Origin of the sequence: Acinetobacter sp. CIP 102129, from assembly GCF_000368305.1 — a bacterium.
In the GTDB taxonomy this organism is placed as follows: Bacteria; Pseudomonadota; Gammaproteobacteria; order Pseudomonadales; family Moraxellaceae; genus Acinetobacter; species Acinetobacter parvus.
In genome coordinates this window covers 497,347-521,413 of sequence record NZ_KB849341.1, presented here as the reverse complement: position 1 = coordinate 521,413, position 24,067 = coordinate 497,347, and the positions used below count along the sequence as shown (strand labels likewise).

The window sequence follows — 24,067 nt, the reverse complement described above, 5'->3', positions numbered from 1 at the left end:
ATATATTTCTGTTCAAAGGCTGCTGAAAAAACTTTAATTTTCGGTACACTAGTCATGTTTTATTCATTTCATCGGACTCCTATAACAATGACCCACGTACAACTGCAACAATTACAAAAACAACTTTGGAATATTGCCAATACTTTGCGCGGCACTATGGGCGCCGATGAATTCCGTGATTACATTCTGGGTTTTATTTTCTTTAAATATTTATCAGAAAAATCGGTCAACTTTGCCAATGAATTGCTCGATGGTGAAGACCTCAGCTTTTTAGAATTAGATGAAAATAATGCTGAGCATGTGCCCTACATCGAAGAAATTAAAAAGAATGCCATTGCCGAAGTCGGTTATGCGCTCACACCAAAACAGCTATTCCATACCTTAGCCGAGCGTGGTCGTCAGGGCGAATTCATTTTGGATGATTTAACTGCAACCTTAAAATCAATTGAACAAAGCACGTTAGGCACCGACTCTGCCGATGACTTTGCCAACCTGTTTGAAGATTTGGATTTAAACTCGACCAAGCTCGGCAATAATGCCAGTGATCGTAATGCACTGGTGGCGAAAGTCCTCAGTCATTTAGATGATATTGATTTTGATATTAGTAATACCGAAGCCGATGTACTGGGGGATGCCTACGAATACCTGATTGGTGAGTTTGCCTCAGGTGCGGGCAAGAAAGCTGGTGAGTTCTATACCCCGCAAACCGTATCGACTTTACTGGCCAAGATTGTCACCCAAGGCAAGGAGCGTTTACGTTCAGTCTATGACCCGACTTGCGGTTCAGGTTCTTTGTTGCTGCGGGTAAAACGTGAAGTCAAAGATGTGGATATGATTTATGGTCAGGAGATGAACCGTACCACTTACAACTTGGCGCGCATGAACATGATTCTGCATGATGTGCATTTTGCCAAGTTCGACATCAAACAGGAAAACACTTTAACCCGTCCGCAGCATCTGGATAAAAAGTTTGATGCGGTGGTGGCCAATCCGCCATTTTCAGCCAACTGGTCAGCCGATCCATTATTTTTACAGGATGAACGCTTTGCTGCTTATGGCAAACTGGCGCCAAGTTCCAAAGCCGATATGGCTTTTGTGCAGCACATGCTGTATCAACTGGATGACAACGGCACTATGGCGGTGGTGTTACCTCATGGCGTGTTGTTCCGGGGTTCCAGTGAGGGCGTGATTCGTCAGTACCTGATTGAACAGATGAACGTGGTGGATACCATTATTGGTTTACCTGCCAATATATTCTATGGCACGTCTATTCCAACCTGTATTTTGGTGTTGAAGAAAAACCGTGAGAATAGCGGCAATATTCTGTTTATTGATGCCAGCAATGATTTTGAAAAGCAGAAGAATCAAAACAAGTTATTGCCTGAGCATTTGGATAAGATTGTTGCGGCATTTGAAAAGCGTGAAAATATTGAAAAATATGCGCATGTCGCGACCTTGCAAGAAGTCAAAGATAACGATTACAACCTGAATATTCCGCGTTATGTGGATACCTTTGAAGCGGAAGCCGAGATTGATTTAGATGTGATTGCAAAACAGCTTCAAGCTTTGGAACACGACAGCCAAAAAACCGATGCCATCATTGCAGATTTCTGCAAAGAGCTAGGCATTGCTTCGCCTTTTGTGGAGGTGAAGTAATGGCTACGCCAAAGTTAAGATTTAAAGAGTTTGATGGGGATTGGAACAAAAATACTATTGGTAATTTTGTATTAAATTACAAAGGTGGTGCATCTCTAACACCAGCAGATTTTGTAGAATATTCAGATTGCGAAGTTATTCCTAAAAAAGCTATATCTTCTGGTGGATTACTTCAATTGGATAAAGTTGTTCCAACTTTTTGCACTCTTGAATTTTTTAATTCAAATCAAAATTATATTGTAGATAGTGAATATTTAATTACAACTCTACGAGATCTTGTGCCTAGTGGTCCAAGTATTGGTTATATCGTTAAATATGAAAGTAATAAGAAATATATTTTAGCTCAAGGTGTTTATGGATTCAGAATAAAAAATGATCTTAATAGAGATTTTTTAATCCAGTTCTCAAATACTTCTAAATTTAGACTACATATGCAATCTATCATGGTTGGCAGTACCCAAGTGCATATTAGAAATCAAGATTACTTTTCTACTGAGCTTTATACTCCGTCGTTACTTGAGCAAACCAAAATCGCTACTTTTCTTTCCGCAGTCGATGAAAAGATTAGCCAACTCACGCAAAAACACGAACTACTAAGCCAATATAAACAGGGCATGATGCAAAAGCTGTTTAGTCAGCAGATTCGTTTTAAAGCGGATGATGGCAGTGAGTTTGGGGAGTGGGAGGAGAAGATACTAAAAGACTTATTTCCTAAAATTAGAAATGGATTTGTTGGTGTTGCTACTCCTTATTATGTGAATTATGGGGTTAAGTATTTACAAGGTAAAAACATTAAGAATGGTAAAATTGATGCCACAGGATTGATATTTATCAATCAGGAATTTCATCAGAAAAAGACAAACTCCATTCTAAAGACAAATGATATTTTGATGGTACAAAGTGGACATGTAGGTGAATGTGCTGTTGTTACAGAAGATTATGACAATGCTAACTGCCATGCTCTTTTAGTTCTATCTCCAAAGTCTTCAAAGTTAATAAACTCTAAATTTGTTGTTTATTATTTTTATTCAGAGATCGGAAAGAAAAAAATTGCCTTAATAAAAACAGGTAATACGATTGAGCATATTTTAGCGTCAGATATTAAAGAGGTAGCTTTATTATTTCCTTGCCTAGAAGAACAAACCAAAATCGCCAACTTCCTCTCTGCGATTGATCAAAAAAATGAAGTGGTGGCACAGAAAATTGAACAAGCCAAACAGTGGAAAAAAGGCTTGTTACAGCAGATGTTTGTGTGATGAAACCCCACCTAACCTCCCCTTATTAGGGGAGGAACTCCCTCCCTTTTTAAGGGAGGGCTGGGGAGGGTAAAAAACCTAATAAGGGGAGATTTAGAGGGGTTCTAAAACCCTGACAAGTGGAATTGAGGGGTTAAATTGGAAATCCGAGAAAAACCATGACACAAAAAATATTTAACAAAATAGAATATAAGCAACGCCGTCAAACATTACGCAATAACATGACCGAACCTGAAAAACGGTTATGGGGGATTTTAAGAAACCATCAGCTTGGTGTGAAATTCCGTAGGCAACATGGTATTGGGCATTATATTGTTGATTTTTATTGTCCAGAATTAAAATTGATTATCGAGGTCGATGGTGAAAGCCATTTTTCCGAAGATGCCCAAGCTTATGATAAAATTAGAGATAAATTTATGCTAGAGTTGGGTTTAACGACCATTCGATTTAGCAACCATGAAATTATGACGAATATTGATGGTATATGTCAATTAATACAGCAGGTTGTAAAAACCCCCTCTAACTCCCCCTAAAATAGGGGGAGAACAGCACGAATCCCATGACTTATAAGATTCGTGGTAAGTCTCCCCTTAATAAGGGGAGATTTAGAGGGGTTTAGATTTAGCAGGTTAAAATTAGGGCGATTAATCATGGATAAATTGAGTTTTAAATGACAGTACAAAGCGAATATCAACTTGAAAATAAACTGATTGGCCAGCTCAAGCAATTGGGATATGCTGCGGTGACCATCAAGGATGAACGCCAACTACTGTCTAATCTCAAAACACAAATTGAACGTGCCAACGGACTTGCACCACTGTCAGAAACTGAATGGAAGCAGGTGATTAGCTTTCTAAATACAGGCACGGTATTCGAAAGAGCTAAAAATCTACGTGACCAGTTTCCTGTCAAATTTGATGATGGTTCAAGCAAGCACATCTTCTTTTTATCAGATGAGCCAAGCAAAAATATCTATCAGGTCACCAACCAGATCACCATCGACCACCGCGACTATAATGGCAGAACCAGCCGTTTTGATGTGACCTTACTGGTCAATGGTTTGCCTTTGGTACAGATCGAGCTGAAAAAACGCGGCATGGAAATTGCCGAAGCTTTCAATCAGACCCAACGCTATATTCGTGAAGCATACTGGGCAGGGCAAGGGCTATTTGGTTTTATTCAGCTTTTTGTCATTAGTAATGGCGCCAATACCCGTTACTACTCCAACGGTACAACAGGCATCGAATTTGCCTTTCCATGGGCAGATGTTGCCAACAAACATATCAATGAAATTGTTGATTTTGCTGATGCCTTTTTAAATCATCAGCATCTTACAGACATGCTGACCCAATACATGGTAATGCTGGAAACCACCAAAAGCCTGATGGTACTGCGTCCCTATCAGATTTATGCAGTACAGAAAATTGTGGAGCATGTGCAAAACTCCGATCAGAACGGCTATATCTGGCACACTACAGGTTCAGGAAAAACCCTGACTTCATTTAAAGCCAGTCAGATCATCATGCAAATGCCCGATGTTGAAAAGGTATTATTTGTGGTGGATCGTAATGATCTCGACACACAAACCTCACGTGAGTTTAATGCTTTTAAAGCTGAGAGTGTGGATAGCACAGACAGCACGCATACTTTGGTCAAGCAACTCGATCAACGCCACGACAAGCTGATCGTCACAACCATTCAAAAGTTAAATCGTGCGATTAGCACAGACCGCTATTTAGAATCGATTGATTATCTTAAAAATAAAAAAGTGGTGTTTATCTTTGATGAGTGTCACCGTAGCCAATTTGGTGAGACTCATCAGAACATTAAAAAGTTCTTTAGTAATGCACAGATGTTTGGATTCACGGGAACACCGATCTTTGAGGAAAATAGTCAATCTAAAGCAGGTTTGAAACTCACCACAGATTATTTATTCAATCAATGTTTGCATCAATATGTCATTGTGGATGCGATTCGAGACCGCAATGTATTGCAGTTCCAGATTGATTACCGTGGCAAATATACTGCTAAAGGTATGGCAAGCAATGACCAGATTGATGAAGCGAGCTCGGCTGGGGTTTTTGACCCCCTAAATTCCCTTTATCAGGGGGACTTGCCAACACTTAATTCCCTCCCTGCAAAGGAAGGAGAGGCTTTACCCCTTCCCCTTTTAAAGGGGAAGGTCGGGATGGGGTTAATAGAAAATCATGAGCAATTTGACGAAGATGTCGAGGGGATTGATACCCAAGAGCTATATGACAATCCGCAGCGATTAGAAATGATTGCCCGTTATATCGTTGATACGCACGATACCAAAACCAAAAACCGTGAATTTACCGCAATGTTTTGTGTCAGTTCAGTGGATACCTTAACGCAGTATTATGAGTTATTTGAAAAGGTGCAGGCTGAGAAGCAACAACAAGACGAAGCGGAGGGGCGATTATTTAAACCTCTCACCATTGCGACTATTTTCTCCTACGGTGCGAATGAAGCTGTTGAGAACAACGACCAAAATGGATTGATTCAAGAAGAATCAACTGATGCTCCGAACCAAATCAATCAGTCTAGTCGTGACAAATTGGATCGCTACATTGCCAACTATAATGCCCAGTTCGGCACGAATTATAACTCTGGTGATGGATTCTATGCCTATTACCGTGATATTGCAGATCGGGTAAAGAAAAAGCAGATTGATATTTTACTGGTCGTAAATATGTTCCTCACGGGCTTTGACTCAAAGCCGTTAAATACCTTGTATGTCGATAAGAATCTTAAATATCATGGTCTAATTCAGGCTTTTTCACGGACTAACCGTGTCTACAATGATAAAAAACCATTTGGGAATATCATTAGCTTCCGTAACCTAAAACGTGCTACAGATGAAGCACTCGCATTATTTTCAAATAAAGAAGCACGGAAGACTGTACTTGTCCCAAGTTTTGATGAAATCAAACAAGATTATGAGCAAGCGGTTGAAAAGCTACTCAGTATTACGCCTGATTATCAAACAGTAGATGATTTAGTCACAGAAGATCAACAACTAGAGTTCATCAAGGCATTCCGTGAAGTGATGCGCTACAACGCCCAGCTACAAACTTTTATTGAGTATGATCAAGACGACACTAAGCTTGATAAACAGCACTTTGCGAATTTTGCATCCAAATATGCTGATCTCTGTCGTGCCGTTAGAAAGACCAGCAAGAAAGAAAAAGTATCGGTACTGGATGATGTCGATTTCCAATTGGATTTACTGCACAGTGACCGCATTAATGTGGGGTATATCCTGACACTGCTACAGATGGCAGTGAATGCTGAAACAGATGAGCAGCGTAAGAAATACGAAGCTCAAGTCCATGATCTGATTGGTAGTGATATTAGCTTGCATGATAAGCAAGATTTGATTCAAAAGTTCATCGAAGAAAATATACCTAAGATGATCAACGGGCAAAGCGTCCAAGTGGCTTTTGCTCAGTTCTGGGATGCGGAAAAAGAGCAAGCCTATCAGCATTTTTGTAAAGAAGAAAACCTGAAACCAGAAGCAATGAAACAGGTTTTAGATAATTATGAGTTTAATAAACGTCTTCCACGCAAAGAGGAGATGAAAGAACTGCCAAACTATAAAGTCAAGTTATTTGAACGGGATAACGTGTTGACCAATTTATTGGTGAAAACACGACAGTTGATTGAGAAGTTTTATGTGGGGTTGTAGTGTAAGCGTCCGCTGAACCCCATGCTATTTTTTAATTTTGGTCGGATTTCCAGCGGTGTGGTAGCAATTCTTCTATTTGGGTCACTTTATGCGTCGGCAACCTTTTCAGCTCATCACTGAGATAGGCATACGGATCCAGCCCATTCAGCTTTGCGGACTGGATTAAAGTCATGATATTGGACGCTCGTTGACCACTACGCAGCGAACCTGCAAATAGCCAGTTCTTGCGCCCCAACGCCCAGGGACGCATCTGATTCTCTATCCAATTGTTACAAAGCGGCGCTGTTCTGCTATACCGTCAGTCTTTTTCCTGATCCACCTCTCTTATAATTGCTTAAGTTGTGTATGCATGTTTAAACACCCATATAGAGGATTAAACCACAAAAGGCCGAAGCAAAAATCACATACACCACATTGAGCTGAAATTTGAATAGTGCAATACATGCAGCCAAAGTAATAAATGCCGCTTCATAATTAAAAGGGTGATGAAAGCCGTTTGGCCAGAGCACATGATAACTAAAGAACAAGGCAAGATTGAGAATGACACCGACCACAGCAGCAGTAATCGCCGTGAGTGGCGCAGTAAATTTAAGTTCATTATGCGTGGATTCAATCATCGGAGCACCTGCGAGTATGAACACAAAGGAAAACAGGAATGTAAACCATGTGACAATAACTGCTCCAATTGTCCCAGCTAAAAATAAATGATCAGCACCCAATAATGCATGGTTATATGCGCCTAGAAAGCCAACAAAAGCCACCACCATGATTAGTGGGCCTGGGGTACTTTCACCCAGTGCCAGTCCATCAATCATCTGGGTTGGATCCAGCCATGCATAATGATTGACCGCACCTTGATAGACATAGGGTAAAACCGCATACGCACCGCCAAAAGTCAGCAAGGCAGCTTTGGTAAAGAACCATGCCATTTGGGTATAGGCATGTTGCCATCCCAGTCCCAGAGTCAAAACCAGCATTGGAACAAACCAGAGTAATGCTGCAATGCTCAGGATTTTGGTGAGTCTGGCCCAATGGAAAACTGCATGGGCAGGCGTCGGTGTATCATCATCTATCAGGGCTGCCCCATAACTTTTATGATCATTTTGATGGGAAGCCTGAGCGTTAAATAAATCTGGTTTTTGCTTACTCAGCACATAGCCAGCAATCGCAGCCGCTAAAATGATTAAGGGAAAAGGGGTGTTGAACACAAAGATGGCAATAAACGCAGCCACAGCAATCAACCAAAGATAAGCATTTTTTAGTGAGCGGCTGCCAATGCGGTAAGTTGCATGGAATACAATTGCGGTTACGGCAGGTTTAATCCCGTAAAACAGGCCTGCAATAATCGGTACATCACCAAACTGAACATAAATCCATGATAGGGCAATCAGGATAAATAATGATGGCAGAACAAACAAAATGCCAGCAACTAAGCCACCTGCGGTTCGGTGCATGAGCCAGCCAATATAAATGGCAAGTTGTTGTGCTTCTGGGCCAGGGAGTAACATGCAATAGTTGAGTGCGTGCAAAAATCTTTTTTCAGAAATCCAGCGTTTATTTTCCACAAGTTCCTGATGCATTACCGCTATTTGGCCAGCAGGCCCGCCAAAGCTGATAAACCCCAATTTAAGCCAGAAGCGAAAAGCATCCCAGAAGGAGACAGATTGAATCGGAGGTAGGGTATCTGATGGTTGCATGGAAATTTCCAAAGAATTTGTTTTTATGGCGAATGATGAATAGCTGGACTGATTTAACCTCGATATTTTAAGGAGTGAATCATTCAAAATGATGAAATGGCAGAGTTGTTAAAGATATTTTCATCACTTTGAATGTTTTTATTAAACCATAAGTTTTTTCAAAAATGCCCACGGAAATATGCCTTTATCATGTCCATCATCAAAGCAGATTTGAATGCCGTAGCCTTGTGAGTAAATCGCTGAAATGGCAACATTTTCAGGATACTGAATCTCTTTCTGTCGTAAACGACTGGCACGGCAAAATCCGCAGGGGCAATTGGCTCTCAATTGCTCATGGCTAAAATTCTTATGCTGACCATCTGCCCAACTCAGCAATAAAAGTTGTTGTTCAACATTGACCTTGATTTCAGTTGGTTCAAGCTGCATTAAGTTTCTCCTGAATCAAGGCCAGTCCAATACGAATCGATTTACGTACTTCTGGATCGGGGTCTTCGGCGTGTTGTAATAAAATATTCTGAGCCTGTTCGCCGCCAATTTCACCTAATGCAATTGCCACTTCCTTACGCAAGTTGCTGATGTCATGCTGGAAATTTTCCTGTAATTTTGTAATCGCAGATTTGGCTTTCAGTAAGCCCAGACTACGCGTCACTGCAATTCGCACTTGCCAATAGCTGTCATCCAGTTGTTGCAACAGGATATTTTCCAGTTCGACCGCTTTCAGCTTGCCAATGGTCTTGGCCAAAGCAATTTGCTGCTCGTAGAGCAAATGGTCATTACTGGAGACAGGAACTTGCTTTACCCGACTTTTGGCCTCGTAATTCAAGGCCAGCTTAACCTGTGAGAACAGCTCATTCAGCACACGATCAAGCGTATAGGCAATGTAATAGTCCTCCGTTTCCTGACGCAGGTCACTTGGTCCTAGTCGCATTGGAAATAAAATGCCACACAAGTCATCCAGTATGGATTTAAGAGATTCCCTGGAAGGCAGTTCACGTCCGCCAAACTCCTTGATGCGATGTTGACGTTCACGCCATTCATGACGTGCTTGTTGTAAGCCCTCAACAACAGGCTGGATTTTCCATTTGCTCACGCTGATTCCTTGCAAAACCAAGTATTAAATTAATCTGAAAATCGCTGGGTGAAAAAACAGCATCAATCTTGTAACCACGGTAACTGGTGGGTACGCCAGCCATTGCTTTGGTTGCGTTGCTGCAATTCATTCAGGTCACCCTCAAAACCCTCAAGCACATTGTAGACCTGGGCAAAACCCACGCTAAATGCAGCAGTTGCGGCCAGAGCCGAACGTTTGCCACTTCGGCAGAGCAACAGAATGGTTTTATCCTTGCCGACCTTGCTTTCAAGTTCTTTCAGGAAGCGCGGATTGCGGTTGAATGAGGTGCCAGTTGCCCATGCAACATGGATACTTTCAGGTACATAACCGACAAATTTGCGTTCCTCACTGGTACGCACATCAACTAAAACAGCATGACCCTGTTCAACCAGACACCATGCTTCGACAGGCGGCACACTGCCCGTAAAATCGAGTTCATTTTCTTCCGCGTAGTGTTGTGCGCGCTGTAAAATGTCTTGTGGGTTTGCAGATAAACCGTGAGTTGTAGTAATGGATTCTACGGCTTGGGTAGAATCAAATTGAGCATTCATTTTTATAACCTTTCATACATCAGCGGGATGATGTTTTTATCTTATGACTGTTTTTATATTCAGGAAAATAAGCAAAATTTATTTATATATCTATTTTTTATAAATAATCGAATTTTATTAAATGAGTGTGGATATGGATTTTAAAACTAAAAATCTTATTTTAAGTGGATTGTATGATTAGAGATTTATTTATCACAATTAAATATTTTAAATTTACATCAAACCCACACCTATATAAGTTAACCTTAAATCGAATTCAGGGTTAATGTATATAGGGTGGATCAAGTAAAACCTGAACCGTATCGGGTTTGTCGGAGACTTTTTTATTTAAGTTAGGCCAACTGACCTAACGGATTAATCTTATCATAGTAGATTTCTTCAAACTCAAAAGGCAATACATAACCCAGTGCACTGTGTACACGCTTTTTATTGAACCAATCTACCCAATTTAATGTCGCAAGTTGTACATCTGCTAAACCTTGCCAATCTGCTTTTAAATATTCAATCACCTCTGTTTTGTATAAGCCATTCACCGTTTCAGCCAAAGCATTATCGTATGAATCACCTGTCGTACCGACTGATGCTCGTAAATTTGCTGCTTCTAAACGATTGGTATAGCGAATAGAAAGATATTGAACACCTCTATCGGAATGATGAATCACATTCTTAGGCATGCCTCGATCGTGCAATGCTTGCTCAAGTGCATCGAGCACCATATCTGTATTCATGCGTGTCGATACTTTCCATCCAACAATTGCTCGTGAAAACACATCAATAATAAAGGCGGTATAGACCCAGCATTTGTGTGGGCGGTCGAGCTCCGCCTGGATGAAAAAAGCGGCTGCTTTACGTAGAATTTCATTGGCACGCTTTAATTCTTTAATTTCACGTTCCATTTGCTTCATTTTTTCTTGGTCAGATATCTGTTGTACTTTAATGGGATTTTGCTGATCTAAATGCTTTTGATACCAAACATGTAGAGTTTCAGGAGTACAGCCAATTTTAGGCGCAATTGCAGAAACTGCTGCCCAGTTCGATGGATAATCTTTTTTAGATTCAATCAATAATTGAACAGCTCTTTCTCTGATTTCAGGGGTATATTTTAATTTTGTCATCGGGACCCTACGCTTCGCTACGTCTTGCGAAGCAATGCTTCTCATCTCAGAATATTGACTCTCCGACAAACCTGGTACTCACATTTGGGTAAAACGAACGACACCATTTGTTTGCTGGATTTGCCCTATATCCAGACCTGAATCTTTAAACCATGTTAGATAATCCCAATGCTGTTGTTCCGCATAGTGGATCAGGCTGGCCAGAATGGTCGGTGGTGTAAATTGTTGCGCACCAGTTTTATGAATGATTCGTTTAGGCATAAGTCCGTTTTGCCCTCCAAAATAAACTCTTTTTAACCCTTTTGGATATCGTATAATTTTGTTTAACTTTCAACATGCTTTATAACAGACAGCTAGAAAAAGAACTTAAAAGGAAAATACCAATGTATCAGGTTGGTTGGGATAAACAGGAAATTAAAATTACACCAAAAGGCTATGCCATGTTTGGCTATGGACAATGGTCACATCGTGCCTATGAAAAACGTACGGCGTTATATGCACGTAGCTTTAGTATTATTGATCAGCAACAGCATCGGCTCATTATCTGCTGTCTGGATTTGGGTTGTATTACCCATGCCATGCGCAGTCAATCTATGCAGCGATTACAGCAAATATTGGGTTCCCAGTTTGATGAAAATCAATTGGTGTTGATGGCAACCCATACCCATTCTGGGCCAGGGGGCTGTGCCCATGAAGCCTTATATAACATGCCAACCCCAGGTTTTGTGCCCGAACATTTAAATGCAATTGTGGATGCCATTGTACTGAGTATCCAAACTTGCATTAATACTGAACAAGACACTGAGATTTGTCTTAGCACCCAGCATTTTGCCGCAGATACACCTGTGGCATGGAATCGCTCGATTAAGGCTTATAACCGTAATCCAGAGGTGAAGCCATATTCAGAGCGTGAAACACATTTGGCTTTAAACCGTGAAATGCAACTGATCGGTTTTTATCGGGAACAAAAGTTACAATCCTTTATTTCATTGTTTGGTGTCCATGCCACCTGTCTTGGTAATAAATTAAAGGCTTATGATGGAGACAATAAAGGTTATGCCGCTGCATTTTCTGAGCAGGCTTTAATTGAGCAAGGTATTCAAAATCCAGTCACCATTTTTGCTCAAGCCACTGCAGGCGATGTCTCTCCGCATTTTCATGGCAAAGATCAGCTTAAAATTCGTAACAAGATTAAAGGCGAACAGGAATACCAATATGCACAGCAAAATGGACGCTATCAAAGTGAACTGGCTTTGGCTGCATTCCAGCAATCTGTAAAGCCAATACAAGGAAAAATTGATGCGATATGTTCCTATGTGGATTTAAGCAATATTGAGATTCCAACTGAATTTGCACAAGGGCAGATTGGCGCAAAAACCAGTCAACCCTGTCATGGCACCGCTTTTTTTGCAGGTACGCCTGTCGATGGATTAGGCGCACCAAAGCCATTAATTAAAGGTATGCAGTTTTTGGCAGACCAATTGCGTAAACAAAAGAGCAAAAATCCCAAGGCAGCAGATTTTGTCAACTATCAACAACTCTATGCTTCACAGGGGCCGAAACAGATTGTATTAGAGGCAGGCTCTAAAAAGATTTTGGGTCAGCCGATTGGTTTTCCGCCCAGTATTCTTGATCCTCTCATTGCAGAGATGAACCGACAGGTCAAGGCAGGCGCGATTCAGCAGAGTCCATTGGTGCCAAACGTTGTGCCATTACAGATGATTCGATTGGGGAATTTGGCAATAGTCTGCTGTCCAGGCGAGTTCACCACCATTGCAGGACAACGGGTTGTGGATACGGTAAAACAGGTATTTGCTAATCAGTCTGATATAGAGCGCGTTTGGTTGGCCTCCTACTGCAATGATTATATGGGCTATGTCACCACCTATGAAGAATATCAGGAACAGGCCTATGAGGGTGGACATACCTTATTTGGACAATGGACACTGGTGGCTTGCCAAAGCAAATTCAAGTTATTGGCTGAACAATTATTGCTGGATAAAAATCAGCGTAATTATGATCAAGTCACACGACCAAAACCGATTCCAGAACAGGAACTCGCAAAACGAAGCAATTATGGTAATTTAAAAACTGCCACCAGCCAGGGAGAGGCAGTATGAGTGATTTAAAACAAGGCATCTGGTCGAACTGGTCGGGCTTCCAAAAAGCCAAGCCGCAACAGATTCTACAACCCACCAATATTCATGAATTGCAGTCTATTGTTCGGGATCATGCAAAAATACGGGTGGTAGGTGCAGGGCATTCCTTTACCCCGTTAGTGTGTACCGATGCAACCTTAGTATCTTTAGATCGAATTTCAGGTGTTGCATCTTTCGATCTAGAACGTTGTCAAAGCAATATTTATGCGGGCACACGTTTATACGATTTAGATCAGTATTTACAGCAGCAATCCATTAATCAGGCTTTGATCAATCAGGGTGATATTGATCAGCAAAGTCTGGCAGGTGCGGTGTCAACGGGAACACATGGGACAGGAGCCGATTTGCACTGTATTTCGGCTTATGTGGAAGCCTTTGAGCTACTTACCGCTTCGGGTGAAATTTTAAAATGTAGTCGAACCGAAAACCCTGAAATCTTTGCCGCTGGGCGTGTTTCCCTAGGAAGTCTGGGAATATTGACCCAGATCACCATGCAAAATCGTCCACGCTATAAACTCAGGGAACACATTGAGCTTTGTCCTGTTGAGGACATGATGCAGCACATCCAGCAATGGAAACACCAGCATCGGCATATTGAGTGTTTTGTATTTTCCTATGAAAAACAGCTGATGCTGAAAACGCTGGATGAAACCGATGAGGAGATTTTGCCACGCAAGGAAAATTTCCCCTCGGATGATACCTTGCTGACCATGTGTTCTGAATTGACCAAAAGCTTTCCCTCACTGAATCCGTATTTACAGAAATTGTTGGGTATTTTTGTCAAACCAAGCACCTATATTGACTGGTCGAGCAAGATATTTCCAACGCCACGCAATACCAAGTTTAATGAAATGGAATACCATGTTCCCGTTGATCAGGGCATTGCATGTCTGGATGAGGTGTTGCGTGCCTTAAGAAAGCATCAGGTTGCCACCTTTTTTCCACTGGAATTTCGCTTTGTCAAAGCTGATGATATTTGGCTCAGTCCGTTTTATCAGCAGGATTCAATTTCGATTTCAGTACATCAATATCATAAACAGGACCCACGTTTAATCTTTGATGTGGTTGAGCCAATTTTGCAGAAATATCAGGGACGGCCGCATTGGGGCAAAATGCATCATATGACTAGCACACAGCTTCGTGCCTTATATCCAAAGTGGGATGATTTTATGGCCTTGCGTCAGCAGCTTGACCCACAGGCCAAGTTTTTAAATCCATATCTGGAAAAGTTATTTTTAGCAAAAGACTAAAACAACAAGGACATCAGTATGCTGGATTATTTTTTTAAACAACTCAATCTTGATCTAAAAAAGCAGGGGATGGCGACACCGCAACTCATCGTGGACGAGGCTGCCTTAAAACAAAATATCCAGCATGTTCAAGTAAGACTTACCCATGCCCAACACTTAAAACCACGTCTGGTGGTAAAATCTCTGGCTTGTCTGGACTTGCTCAAATTATTATCAGAGCAGATCAATACCCAGCGATTTATGCTATTCCATCAACCGCATATCATTGCAATATTAGAAAACTTTGCCGAAGCGGATATTTTGCTGGGCAAGCCGATGCCAGCCCAAGCGGTACATCATTTCTATGAACAGCACTCGCAATGGTCTGATGCAAAGATTCAATGGCTGGTGGATACCACGCAGCGTTTAAAACAATATTTAGAGATTGCACAGGCGTATTCAATCTGCTTGCAAATGAATATTGAAATTGATGTCGGCTTGCATCGCGGTGGGGTGCAGTCAACCCAGCAACTCACTGAAATATTAAAGCTGATTCAGCAATATCCACAGTATTTAAAACTGTCGGGTTTAATGGGTTATGATGCGCATGTCACCAAGATTCCAGCCTTAATTAAAAAGCCAGGACAGGCGTATCAGCAATCACAACAGGTTTATTCCGGATATCAAAAACTGATTCAAAAACAGTTTCCTACGTTGTGGAATGATAATCTTTGTTTCAATGGCGGGGGCAGTCCTACTTTTAGTTTTCATACCACAGAAAGTGTTTGCAATGATCTGTCTTTTGGTTCGATGTTATTAAAACCAAGCGATTTTGACAGTCAGTTTTTAGCCGCTTTACGGCCAGCTTTATGGATTGCTACGCCAGTATTAAAAGTATTGTCTTATACCCAACTTCCCGCCATGTCTGTACTGGATAAACTGCCACACAAATCTAAAGCCCTATTTATTTATGGCGGCTATTGGCTGGCCAATTACGTCTATCCGAAACAAGCACATCCGCATTTTCTATATGGACGGAGTAGCAATCAGGAGTTAGTCAACGTTCCAAGAGATTGTGATATTCAGGTCGATGATTTTGTGTTTTTAAGACCAACGCAAAGTGAGGCGATTATTCCGCAATTCTCAGTACTAAAGCTCTATAAGCAACATGCTTTTGAAGTATGGGAAACGTTTCGAGAATAATAATACCTCAAGAAAAACCTTGTTGTAGAACACAAGATTTTTCCATTCGAAACAGTATGTTATTGCTTAACGATCAGCACAGGAATATGGGATTCAGTTAAAACAGCACGCGCAACGCTACCCAATAGCAGACGTTTTACCCCTGTACGCCCATGCGAACCCATAATGATAAGATCGGCTCCCACTTCATCGGCGACAAAGATAATACCCTCACTGGCTGGGCCATGATGAATTTTGGTTTGAACCTCAATTCCATCGCGAATGAAAGATTGAGAAATATCTTGTAGTTGGGTTTTAGCATGCGCTTCAGCCTGCATAAAATGATCGGTAATTGCTGGTACCACTTGATAAAAATCAACACCGACATATGGATCAACGGCCACCACGCTGAGTACAGTTACTTTTGCCCCTGATAATTTGGCCAGTGAAAGTGCGTGTTCAACCGCCGCATAGGAAATAGGAGAATCATCAACAGCGACTAAAATATTTTGATAAGACATATTTACTCCTTATAGTTTATCGTTGTAAAAGATAAAAGTATAAGCAGTTGATAACATATTGAACGCGGCCTAGCAAAATATAACGCTAGGAATATCATGGTATTTTTGTAATTCGGCTAAATATTAACTTTAGACACGATGCTGAATTTAACACTATTTAAAATCATGGGAACATTTGTGCTACTGAGTCTGGAAGCATTTAAACAGCAAAAATTTGATCAGATGGCCGCCAAAATTATGGATGACCCTGATAGCTATCTGGCTTTTGACTCCGTTTCGGATTTTTATAAAGCCACATGGCTGGATGAATTTCCACAGGGCACCACATGGTCAGCGACAGGACTGGATGATGGTGCTGAACACTTCTATGCCATCATTGAATACGGCAACCATTACCTATACATCAGCCATATTGAGCACGTAACGGTAAAACTATGTATGCGGTATCATTACAATAAAAATAACTAATCCGTGCAGTCACCCATTTTTTTCAAGAAAATTCTTTGTTCTACAAGAGACAGTGCTATAATTTTGTACAATCCCGAAATCCTAAATACAATGAAACGGAAGTTTAAAGATGGCACATCAATTTACAGTTAACGAAACAATTCACGGTGTTTCAATTGAAGATTTTTCAAGACTGGTTGCCGACACCTCATTGCATGAAGCAGTGTGTAAACGTATTCCAGGTGAGAATCTGGAAATTATTGAATCCAACATCAATGGCGACATTTATACCCTACGCCGTGAATATAACCTTGATGTAAATATTCCAGAAGTTGCGAAAAAATTATTAAAAAATGCGTTCCGTTTAAAACGTTCAGACATCACCAATTTGAAAAACCTGACTTCAACGGTTGAGCTGGGCGCAAACCTGCCACTGGAAGCGAAAGCTGAGCGTAAGGTAACAGGTAACGGTAACCAAGTAGACATTACTCTGACCTGGACGGTAAAGGTGAAAGTACCTTTGATCGGTGGAATGCTTGAAAAGCATGCAGAGGGCGAAATTCGTAAGTTTAGCCAACTTGAGATTGAAATTGTTGAAGATGAATTAAAGAAAAACCTTTAATTTAGATGCGATAAAAGAACTCTCCGTCAGGGGAGTTTTTTGTTTTTAGAAGCGTAGAAAACAGGGCAGAAGCGCAAGAATGACACCAACCACACTGAGTAAAGCGGTACTTTGACAAGATTCTTAAATGAAAATTATGACAACCCGATTCAATATCCAATACGATATTATTTACGATTTGATCAAAACAATTATAAGGTTATGCGATGAGCGTGATTTTACCTGTGGCACAACGTGGTGAAGACATTTTAAAGCTGAAAGCGGCATTGGTGGCCGATGCAGAATTTAATAGTGAATGGTTGATGGCGCTTGCATCTGCCATGCATGCCACCATGCTTGAACGTAATGGTGTTGGCATTGCAGCACCGCAGGTTTATATTTCCAAGCGTGTGATTATTGTGGCGTCCCGACCAAACTTACGTTATCCAGATGCACCAGAAATGGATGCTGTTGTGATGGTCAATCCTGAGATTTTAGAGTTTTCTCAAGCGACCTGTTTTGGTGAAGAGGGGTGTTTGAGTGTGCCGAATGAACGTGGACAGGTTGAACGTGCTCAAATGGTTAAAGTGCGTTATTACACTTTACAGGGTGAAGTGGTTGAAACCAGCTACGAGGGTTTTCCTGCACGTATTGTGCAGCATGAAGTTGATCATTTGGATGGGGTGCTGTTTGTGGAAAGAATGCATTGATTATTGATCATACGTTTGTCAATACATTTAACAATCCGATTTTATATTTGGCTATAATAGGACAATGATTTTTTTAGCTTGCAGTGAATGAGTACAAATTTAGAATTTGATTTTTCTGAAAAATTTAAGTTTATAGACTTATTTGCAGGGATTGGTGGTTTTCATCTTGCTTTATCTCAATTGGGTATGCAGTGTGTTTTTGCATCAGAATTTGATGAACATGCCAGAAAAACCTATTTAAAAAACCATAAAATTGATGAAAAAGATTTTAATCGAGATATTCGTTCAGTCTCCTATGAATTGATTCCTGAACATGACATCTTATGTGGCGGATTCCCGTGTCAGGCCTTTTCTCATGCAGGAAAAAGAGAGGGGCTAATTGATGGGGCCAAGTCGGAAAGAGGCAATTTATTTTATTGTATTCTGGAAATTTTATCGAAAAAAAGGCCCAGAGCATTTATTTTGGAAAATGTACGTGGACTGGTGAATCATGATGAAGGCCGTACTTTTCAAATTATCAGGCATGAGCTGGAGTCGTTAAACTATTCAGTTCACTATAAAATCTTAAAGGCCAGTGAATACGGCCGTCCACAACATCGACCACGTATCTTTATTGTTGGGTTTAATAAAGATTTGGTTGAGACTCAGCAGGCGTTTCAATTTCCAGCACCAGTCCCACTTAAATTAAATATGTCGGATGTATGGGAAGCAGAATGTAGTCGCGAAATTGGTTTTACCTTAAGGGTCGGTGGTAAAAGTTCACCAATTGATGATCGCCGTAACTGGGACGGTTATCTGGTCAATCATGAAGTACGCCGTTTAACCCCTAAACAGGGAAAACGGATGATGGGTTTCCCTGATGATTTTGAGTTTCCTGTGAATCAAACCCAGGCCATGAAACAACTGGGGAATAGTGTCTGTGTGGATGTGGTCTATCATGTAGCAAAAGCAGTGCAGAATTATTTACAACAACATACCATACAGCGTACAGAGGAAAAGGATTTAATGAAATTCAATAAAGGTGAATGGAGTGAATTATATGCTTTCCTGAAGCTTATGCATGATAAAAAGTTATCATTTGGTAATGCTCGGTTAGAAGAAAAACAACCCAATGAATTTATTAAAATTTATGCTCTACAACATATTGGTTCCAGTAAATTTTATGTCATTGGTGACGATCACTTAAAAATTATTGAGGGAAATCAAACGATTGATTTAGGCTGTATTCAGCATATTTTAAATGATGAAGTGCTTGCCCAGATTAAGAACACGATTTTAAATCCTGAAACAAAAACTTTTAATATTGAACAACAGAGTTTATTGGAATTATTAAAGATTAGCTCTTTTAAAGGCAACTCATATACTAAGGCTGATTTAAATATTTCTTTTGAATTTCAAAATCAAAGTTATCAATATGACCCATTGGGAATAAAATCATTTTTAGGCAGTGCGCCAACACTACTCAATGCAGGATCGACAACTAATTTTATTTATGAAGTGAAGAATTTTACAGGTACATTACAGGATGTCAATCAAATTGAAACTTCATCAAAAATAAAGGATCGTTTAACTAAAATTGAAGAATTAGGAGGGCAACTCGAATTTTATAAATGTGAAAATGACGTATTTAATGATAATTTACGAAAAGCAGACTCGCTAATGCCAGAATATTTGGCAGAAACACTACTTAAATATTATAAAGGTCAAGGGCGTTATTTAAGAGATTTAGTCGATGATGAAATCAAAACGATTCGGGTTAAGGATTTTCTAAAAGCAATTTTATTAGGCATGTTCTCTGGTACGCCGTGGGATGGTGCTTATACCTGTAATGGTTTGGTTGTGGTCAGAAAAGATGGTGATCTTTTACTTTATCATGTAATAAAAGATGCAGATTTAAAAGAATATTTATTTTTAAATACCAAACTGGATACAGCTTCCAGTACACGTCATCGTTTCGGTACCATTTACCAGGAAACCAATGGTAAATATTATTTTAAACTGAATTTACAAATCCGTAACACCTGATGATTTAAAATCCCCTCTATTCTTTTAATAAAGGGGATCGTTTTTGGTGTGTGCTTAATTACGCAATTGAATCATCTAAATTCGGCGCTAACCAACGTTTCGCTTCATCTAAAGTCCAATTTTTACGTTTGGCATAATCTTCAAGCTGGTCTTGTGAGATTTTACCTACATTAAAATAATCACTATCAGGATGAGAATAATAGAAACCACTCACAGAAGATGGTGGCATCATGGCAAAGTGTTCAGTCAGCTTGGTGCCAATTTTTTCCTCAGAACCTAACCAGTCAAACAACACGGCTTTTTCCGAATGTTCAGGGCAGGCAGGGTAACCAGGTGCAGGACGAATCCCCACATATTTCTCTTTGATCAGTGCTTCATTATCCAACATTTCATCGGCTTTATAGCCCCAGAATTCTTTACGAATCCGCTCATGCAGATGCTCGGCAAAAGCTTCGGCAAAACGATCCGCCAAAGACTGTACTAAAATTGCAGAATAATCATCGCCTTTGGCTTTATATTCATTTGCCAATTCTTCTGCACCAAAAATGGATACAGTAAAACCGCCCAAATAATCTTCTGGTTGAGCAGATGGCTTAATATAATCCGCTAAAGACAAGTTTGGTTTACCTGTGACTTTATCGGATTGTTGGCGTAAATGTTCAAAGGTATGTGTGACATTCTGACCATTTTCATCAAACACACTCACGGTATCTGCATCGGTACGTTGTGCAGGATATAAACCAAACACGGCACGGGCATCAAAACGATGATTATCAATAATGTCTTTTAACATGATCTGTGCCTGATTATATAAATCAGTGGCTGCTTCACCCACCACGTCATCTTCCAGAATTTTCGGGAATTTGCCCGCCAAACTCCAAGAGATAAAGAATGGAGTCCAGTCAAAATACGGTACTAAGGTTTCAAGCGGATAATTTTTAAGAACCTGTGTACCTAACGTATTTGGTTTTGGTGGTACATAGTTGTCATCAATTTTAAAACCATTTTCAATGGATTCTGCATAGCTTAGTTTGGCTGCTTTCGGTTGCTTGTTGGCTAAACGTTCACGAATCTTGGCATATTCCGCACGATGTTCAGCAATAAAGTTACCACGCATTTCTTTAGACAGTAGGGTAGTCGCCACACCCACTGCACGAGAGGCATCTGCTACATAAATCACCGCATCATTTGAATATTGCGGATCAATCTTCACTGCGGTATGGGCTTTCGATGTGGTTGCACCACCAATCAGTAAAGGAATGGTAAAACCTTTACGCTGCATTTCTTTGGCAACAAACACCATTTCATCCAGCGATGGGGTGATCAGGCCAGATAAACCAATGATGTCACATTTCTCATCAATCGCGGTTTGCAGGATTTTTTCAGCAGGAACCATGACACCTAAATCGACAATATCATAGCCATTACAGCCCAACACCACGCCCACGATATTTTTACCAATATCGTGTACATCGCCTTTTACGGTTGCCATCAGGACTTTACCTTTAGACTGGCTACCTGTTTTTTCCGCTTCAATGTACGGATTCAACCATGCTACAGCTTGCTTCATAACACGGGCAGATTTTACCACTTGTGGCAGGAACATTTTTCCTGAGCCGAACAGGTCACCGACCACGTTCATGCCATCCATTAATGCACCCTCGATCACATCAAGAGGGCGTTTGGCTTTTAAACGGGCTTCTTCGGTATCTTCATCAATATAAGTGGTAATCCCTTTAACCAGTGCATATTCAAGACGTTTCTCAACTGATTGATTGCGCCATTCAAGGTTCTCAGCTTCACGTTGTGCGCCACTATGACCACGGAATTTTTCTGCAACTTCAAGCAATTTCTCTGTGGCTTCCTGTCCACTTTCACCCTGATTTTGATTCAGGATAACGTCTTCAACCGCATCTTTCAGTTCTTTTGGAATATCGTCATAAATCGCCATTTGACCAGCGTTCACGATCCCCATCGTCATGCCTTGTTTAATGGCATGGTAAAGGAATACTGAGTGAATTGCTTCACGCACAGGTTCATTGCCACGGAAAGAGAATGATACGTTGGACACACCGCCTGAAATCATGGCATGTGGCAAGTTTTGTTTAATCCAGCCTGTCGCTTCAATAAAGTCAACGCCGTAGTTATTGTGTTCTTCAATTCCTGTTGCGACAGCAAACACGTTTGGATCGAAAATAATGTCTTCGGCAGGGAAGCCCACATCATTCACTAACACATCATAAGAACGTTTACAGATCTCACGTTTACGTGCAGCGGTATCTGCCTGACCTGTTTCATCAAATGCCATGACGATAATCGCTGCACCGTATTGACGGCATAGGCGAGCTTTTTCGACAAACTCATCATAACCCTCTTTGAGGGAAATCGAGTTCACCACAGGTTTACCTTGAACGCATTTCAAGCCCGCTTCAATGATTTCCCATTTAGATGAGTCAATCATGATCGGCACACGTGAGATATCTGGTTCAGAAGCGACAAGGTTAAGGAAATGCACCATCGCATTTTGCGAATCGAGCATGCCTTCATCCATGTTGATATCGATAATCTGTGCGCCAGCTTCAACCTGTTGCTGTGCAACTTCTAAAGCTTCGGCAAAGTTTTCTTCACGGATTAAACGCAGGAATTTTTTTGAACCTGTGACGTTGGTACGCTCACCGACATTGACAAATAAAGAGTCATCATAAATGTTAAATGGTTCTAAACCACTTAAACGGCAGGCTGGTTTGGTTTCAGGAATTTGACGTGGTTTTATATCTTTAACAGCATTGTAAATGGCACGAATATGATCTGGTGTGGTACCGCAACAACCACCTGTAATATTGATGAGACCACTTTCTGCAAACTCTTTTAAAAAAGCTGCGGTTTGCTCTGGCGTTTCATCATATTCACCGAACGCATTCGGTAAACCAGCATTTGGATGCGCTGAAACAAAAGTATCCGCGACATCACTAATGGTTTTAACATGTGGGCGCATGGCATCCGCACCCAATGCACAGTTAAAACCAATCGACAATAAATCACCATGACGCACCGAGTTCCAGAATGCTTCAGCCGTTTGACCTGTCAGAGTACGACCTGATGCATCGGTAATGGTGCCTGAAATCATTAAAGGCAATTCATAACCGATTTGCTTAAATACTTCCTTAACCGCAAAAATCGCTGCTTTACAGTTCAGCGTATCAAATACCGTTTCAATCAGAAGAATATCGGCACCACCTTCGATGAGGGCATGTGTCGCCTCGATATAGTTTTCTTTGAGTTCATCAAAAGTAATGTTACGGAAAGCAGGGTCGTTCACATTCGGTGAAATTGAACAGGTACGGGAAGTGGGACCAAGCACACCTGCAACAAAACGAGGTTTGTCTGGGGTTGAATATTTGTCACATGCCGCACGTGCTAGGCGTGCTGCTTCACGGTTAATCTCGGGTACGAGGTCTTCCATGTGGTAGTCCGACATGGAAACACGAGTGCCGTTAAAGCTGTTGGTTTCAATAATGTCTGCGCCAGCATCCAGATAGGCTTCATGAATGCCCTGAATAATCTGTGGTTGTGTTAGCACCAATAAATCATTGTTGCCTTTAAGGTCTGATGCCCAATCTGCAAAGCGTTCACCACGATAATCTTCTTCTTGTAATTTATGGCGTTGAATCATGGTTCCCATTGCACCATCAATAATCAGGATACGCTGGGCAAGAAGTGATTTCAGGGTGGCAAGTGTGGACATAAGGAACCCCAGTACATAGCAAGTTTAAAAAGCAGTCGCATTGTAACAGAAGCTACGCCAAAGCGTGTATTTTCAATGCCCAGTCAGGGTGATTCATCAGACTAAATGGAGAATGTCATAAAAGCTTCATGAAATTGCAATAATTTCGGTGAATAATGCTTTAAAAGACAACATATATTTCGAAATATGATAAATAAGTTTCATATTTTGTTGTGTTTGTTGCAAAATCAGACAAATAGTTTTAGTTTAAAAGTATTTTTATTAACATGCTGTTTTTAATAATTAATTTTTTAAAAAAGAGTGAGATTTTCCTAATAAAATCCCAGAAAATGTGACAAAACTATGAAATTTTG

18 protein-coding genes and 3 pseudogenes are annotated in these 24,067 nt (G+C 40.7%); 11 read left to right on the top strand and 10 right to left on the bottom strand.

The genetic code is table 11. From position 1 onward, the window contains the following. The first annotated feature begins 87 nt into the window (after positions 1-87). From F973_RS10525 to F973_RS10510, 4 genes are all read left to right on the top strand, one after another. A complete protein-coding gene (locus F973_RS10525; protein ID WP_004761713.1) occupies positions 88-1,656 on the top strand; it encodes a type I restriction-modification system subunit M in 1,569 nt (522 codons plus the stop codon). Beyond that, positions 1,656-2,912, top strand: coding sequence for a restriction endonuclease subunit S (locus F973_RS10520; protein ID WP_004761711.1), 1,257 nt, complete (start codon positions 1,656-1,658; stop codon positions 2,910-2,912). The genes F973_RS10525 and F973_RS10520 overlap by 1 nt, the downstream gene beginning before the upstream one ends. A gap of 158 nt (positions 2,913-3,070) precedes the next feature. Beyond that, positions 3,071-3,445: an endonuclease domain-containing protein gene (locus F973_RS10515; protein WP_004761709.1), complete on the top strand. Its 375-nt coding sequence runs from the start codon at positions 3,071-3,073 to the stop codon at positions 3,443-3,445. A gap of 137 nt (positions 3,446-3,582) precedes the next feature. Further along, on the top strand, positions 3,583-6,621 hold the full coding sequence (locus F973_RS10510; protein ID WP_004761707.1) for a type I restriction endonuclease subunit R: 3,039 nt from the start codon (positions 3,583-3,585) through the stop codon (positions 6,619-6,621). 31 nt (positions 6,622-6,652) lie between these two features. On the opposite strand, the pseudogene F973_RS10505 reads toward F973_RS10510, so the two are convergent. The 8 genes and pseudogenes from F973_RS10505 to F973_RS10475 all read right to left on the bottom strand — a co-directional run. Next, positions 6,653-6,901 (bottom strand): annotated as a pseudogene (locus F973_RS10505) (transposase domain-containing protein); the annotation flags it as partial. Between the two features lie 73 nt (positions 6,902-6,974). Further along, on the bottom strand, positions 6,975-8,318 hold the full coding sequence (gene chrA / locus F973_RS10500) for a chromate efflux transporter (protein ID WP_004761705.1): 1,344 nt from the start codon (positions 8,316-8,318) through the stop codon (positions 6,975-6,977). Positions 8,319-8,459: 141 nt separating this feature from the next. Then, positions 8,460-8,744, bottom strand: coding sequence for a gamma-butyrobetaine hydroxylase-like domain-containing protein (locus F973_RS10495; RefSeq protein WP_004761704.1), 285 nt, complete (start codon positions 8,742-8,744; stop codon positions 8,460-8,462). Beyond that, positions 8,734-9,009 carry a HEAT repeat domain-containing protein gene (locus F973_RS15695; protein WP_414630961.1) on the bottom strand — a complete coding sequence of 92 codons (276 nt, stop codon included), beginning with the start codon at positions 9,007-9,009 and terminating at the stop codon, positions 8,734-8,736. The genes F973_RS10495 and F973_RS15695 overlap by 11 nt, the downstream gene beginning before the upstream one ends. Positions 9,010-9,123: 114 nt before the next feature. Beyond that, a pseudogene (locus F973_RS15690) lies at positions 9,124-9,408 on the bottom strand (serine acetyltransferase); the annotation flags it as partial. Positions 9,409-9,470: 62 nt separating this feature from the next. After that, entirely contained in the window at positions 9,471-9,980 is a 510-nt protein-coding gene (locus F973_RS10485; RefSeq protein WP_004761700.1) for a rhodanese-like domain-containing protein, read from the bottom strand. Between the two features lie 332 nt (positions 9,981-10,312). Beyond that, entirely contained in the window at positions 10,313-11,095 is a 783-nt protein-coding gene (locus tag F973_RS10480) for an IS3 family transposase (RefSeq protein WP_004761698.1), read from the bottom strand. Between the two features lie 81 nt (positions 11,096-11,176). Then, positions 11,177-11,410: pseudogene (locus F973_RS10475) on the bottom strand (AraC family transcriptional regulator); the annotation flags it as partial. Positions 11,411-11,478: 68 nt separating this feature from the next. Here F973_RS10475 and F973_RS10470 point away from each other — a divergent pair. The 3 genes from F973_RS10470 to F973_RS10460 are packed head-to-tail and all read left to right on the top strand — an operon-like array spanning position 11,479 to position 15,686. Beyond that, entirely contained in the window at positions 11,479-13,215 is a 1,737-nt protein-coding gene (locus tag F973_RS10470) for a neutral/alkaline non-lysosomal ceramidase N-terminal domain-containing protein (RefSeq protein ID WP_004761695.1), read from the top strand. Next, positions 13,212-14,504, top strand: coding sequence for a D-arabinono-1,4-lactone oxidase (locus F973_RS10465; RefSeq protein ID WP_004761693.1), 1,293 nt, complete (start codon positions 13,212-13,214; stop codon positions 14,502-14,504). The genes F973_RS10470 and F973_RS10465 overlap by 4 nt, the downstream gene beginning before the upstream one ends. Before the next feature lie 18 nt (positions 14,505-14,522). Next, complete coding sequence (locus F973_RS10460; RefSeq protein WP_004761691.1) at positions 14,523-15,686, top strand: alanine racemase; 1,164 nt, start codon at positions 14,523-14,525, stop codon at positions 15,684-15,686. Between the two features lie 59 nt (positions 15,687-15,745). Here the strand turns inward: F973_RS10460 and F973_RS10455 are convergent, their stop codons facing one another. Beyond that, on the bottom strand, positions 15,746-16,186 hold the full coding sequence (locus F973_RS10455) for a universal stress protein (protein WP_004761690.1): 441 nt from the start codon (positions 16,184-16,186) through the stop codon (positions 15,746-15,748). A gap of 177 nt (positions 16,187-16,363) precedes the next feature. On the opposite strand from F973_RS10455, the gene F973_RS10450 reads away from it, so the two are divergent. From F973_RS10450 to F973_RS10435, 4 genes are all read left to right on the top strand, one after another. Continuing rightward, positions 16,364-16,654, top strand: a complete 291-nt coding sequence (locus F973_RS10450) for a hypothetical protein (protein WP_026040014.1) — start codon at positions 16,364-16,366, stop codon at positions 16,652-16,654. A gap of 109 nt (positions 16,655-16,763) precedes the next feature. After that, a complete protein-coding gene (locus F973_RS10445; RefSeq protein ID WP_004682721.1) occupies positions 16,764-17,255 on the top strand; it encodes a DUF2505 family protein in 492 nt (163 codons plus the stop codon). 206 nt (positions 17,256-17,461) lie between these two features. Next, positions 17,462-17,944 (top strand): peptide deformylase, encoded by a 483-nt coding sequence (gene def, locus F973_RS10440; protein WP_004761688.1) that lies wholly within the window; start codon positions 17,462-17,464, stop codon positions 17,942-17,944. A gap of 87 nt (positions 17,945-18,031) precedes the next feature. Continuing rightward, positions 18,032-19,969, top strand: a complete 1,938-nt coding sequence (locus F973_RS10435) for a DNA cytosine methyltransferase (RefSeq protein ID WP_004761687.1) — start codon at positions 18,032-18,034, stop codon at positions 19,967-19,969. Positions 19,970-20,027: 58 nt separating this feature from the next. Here F973_RS10435 and metH read toward each other — a convergent pair whose 3' ends face one another. Further along, the gene (gene metH, locus F973_RS10430) at positions 20,028-23,714 is read right to left on the bottom strand and encodes a methionine synthase (protein WP_004761685.1); all 3,687 of its coding nucleotides are present in this window, start codon (positions 23,712-23,714) and stop codon (positions 20,028-20,030) included. Positions 23,715-24,067: the final 353 nt, after the last annotated feature.

Excerpts from the sequence above, each read along its gene's own strand:
- chrA (WP_004761705.1), bottom strand. The coding sequence starts at position 8,318 with ATGCAACCATCAGATACCCTACCTCCGATTCAATCTGTCTCCTTCTGG.
- F973_RS10495 (WP_004761704.1), bottom strand. The coding sequence starts at position 8,744 with ATGCAGCTTGAACCAACTGAAATCAAGGTCAATGTTGAACAACAACTT.
- F973_RS10525 (WP_004761713.1), top strand. The coding sequence starts at position 88 with ATGACCCACGTACAACTGCAACAATTACAAAAACAACTTTGGAATATT.
- F973_RS10485 (WP_004761700.1), bottom strand. The coding sequence starts at position 9,980 with ATGAATGCTCAATTTGATTCTACCCAAGCCGTAGAATCCATTACTACA.
- F973_RS10480 (WP_004761698.1), bottom strand. The coding sequence starts at position 11,095 with ATGACAAAATTAAAATATACCCCTGAAATCAGAGAAAGAGCTGTTCAA.
- F973_RS10465 (WP_004761693.1), top strand. The coding sequence starts at position 13,212 with ATGAGTGATTTAAAACAAGGCATCTGGTCGAACTGGTCGGGCTTCCAA.
- F973_RS10445 (WP_004682721.1), top strand. The coding sequence starts at position 16,764 with ATGGCACATCAATTTACAGTTAACGAAACAATTCACGGTGTTTCAATT.
- metH (WP_004761685.1), bottom strand. The coding sequence starts at position 23,714 with ATGTCCACACTTGCCACCCTGAAATCACTTCTTGCCCAGCGTATCCTG.
- F973_RS10515 (WP_004761709.1), top strand. The coding sequence starts at position 3,071 with ATGACACAAAAAATATTTAACAAAATAGAATATAAGCAACGCCGTCAA.
- F973_RS10435 (WP_004761687.1), top strand. The coding sequence starts at position 18,032 with ATGAGTACAAATTTAGAATTTGATTTTTCTGAAAAATTTAAGTTTATA.
- def (WP_004761688.1), top strand. The coding sequence starts at position 17,462 with ATGAGCGTGATTTTACCTGTGGCACAACGTGGTGAAGACATTTTAAAG.
- F973_RS10520 (WP_004761711.1), top strand. The coding sequence starts at position 1,656 with ATGGCTACGCCAAAGTTAAGATTTAAAGAGTTTGATGGGGATTGGAAC.
- F973_RS10470 (WP_004761695.1), top strand. The coding sequence starts at position 11,479 with ATGTATCAGGTTGGTTGGGATAAACAGGAAATTAAAATTACACCAAAA.
- F973_RS10455 (WP_004761690.1), bottom strand. The coding sequence starts at position 16,186 with ATGTCTTATCAAAATATTTTAGTCGCTGTTGATGATTCTCCTATTTCC.
- F973_RS10510 (WP_004761707.1), top strand. The coding sequence starts at position 3,583 with ATGACAGTACAAAGCGAATATCAACTTGAAAATAAACTGATTGGCCAG.
- F973_RS10460 (WP_004761691.1), top strand. The coding sequence starts at position 14,523 with ATGCTGGATTATTTTTTTAAACAACTCAATCTTGATCTAAAAAAGCAG.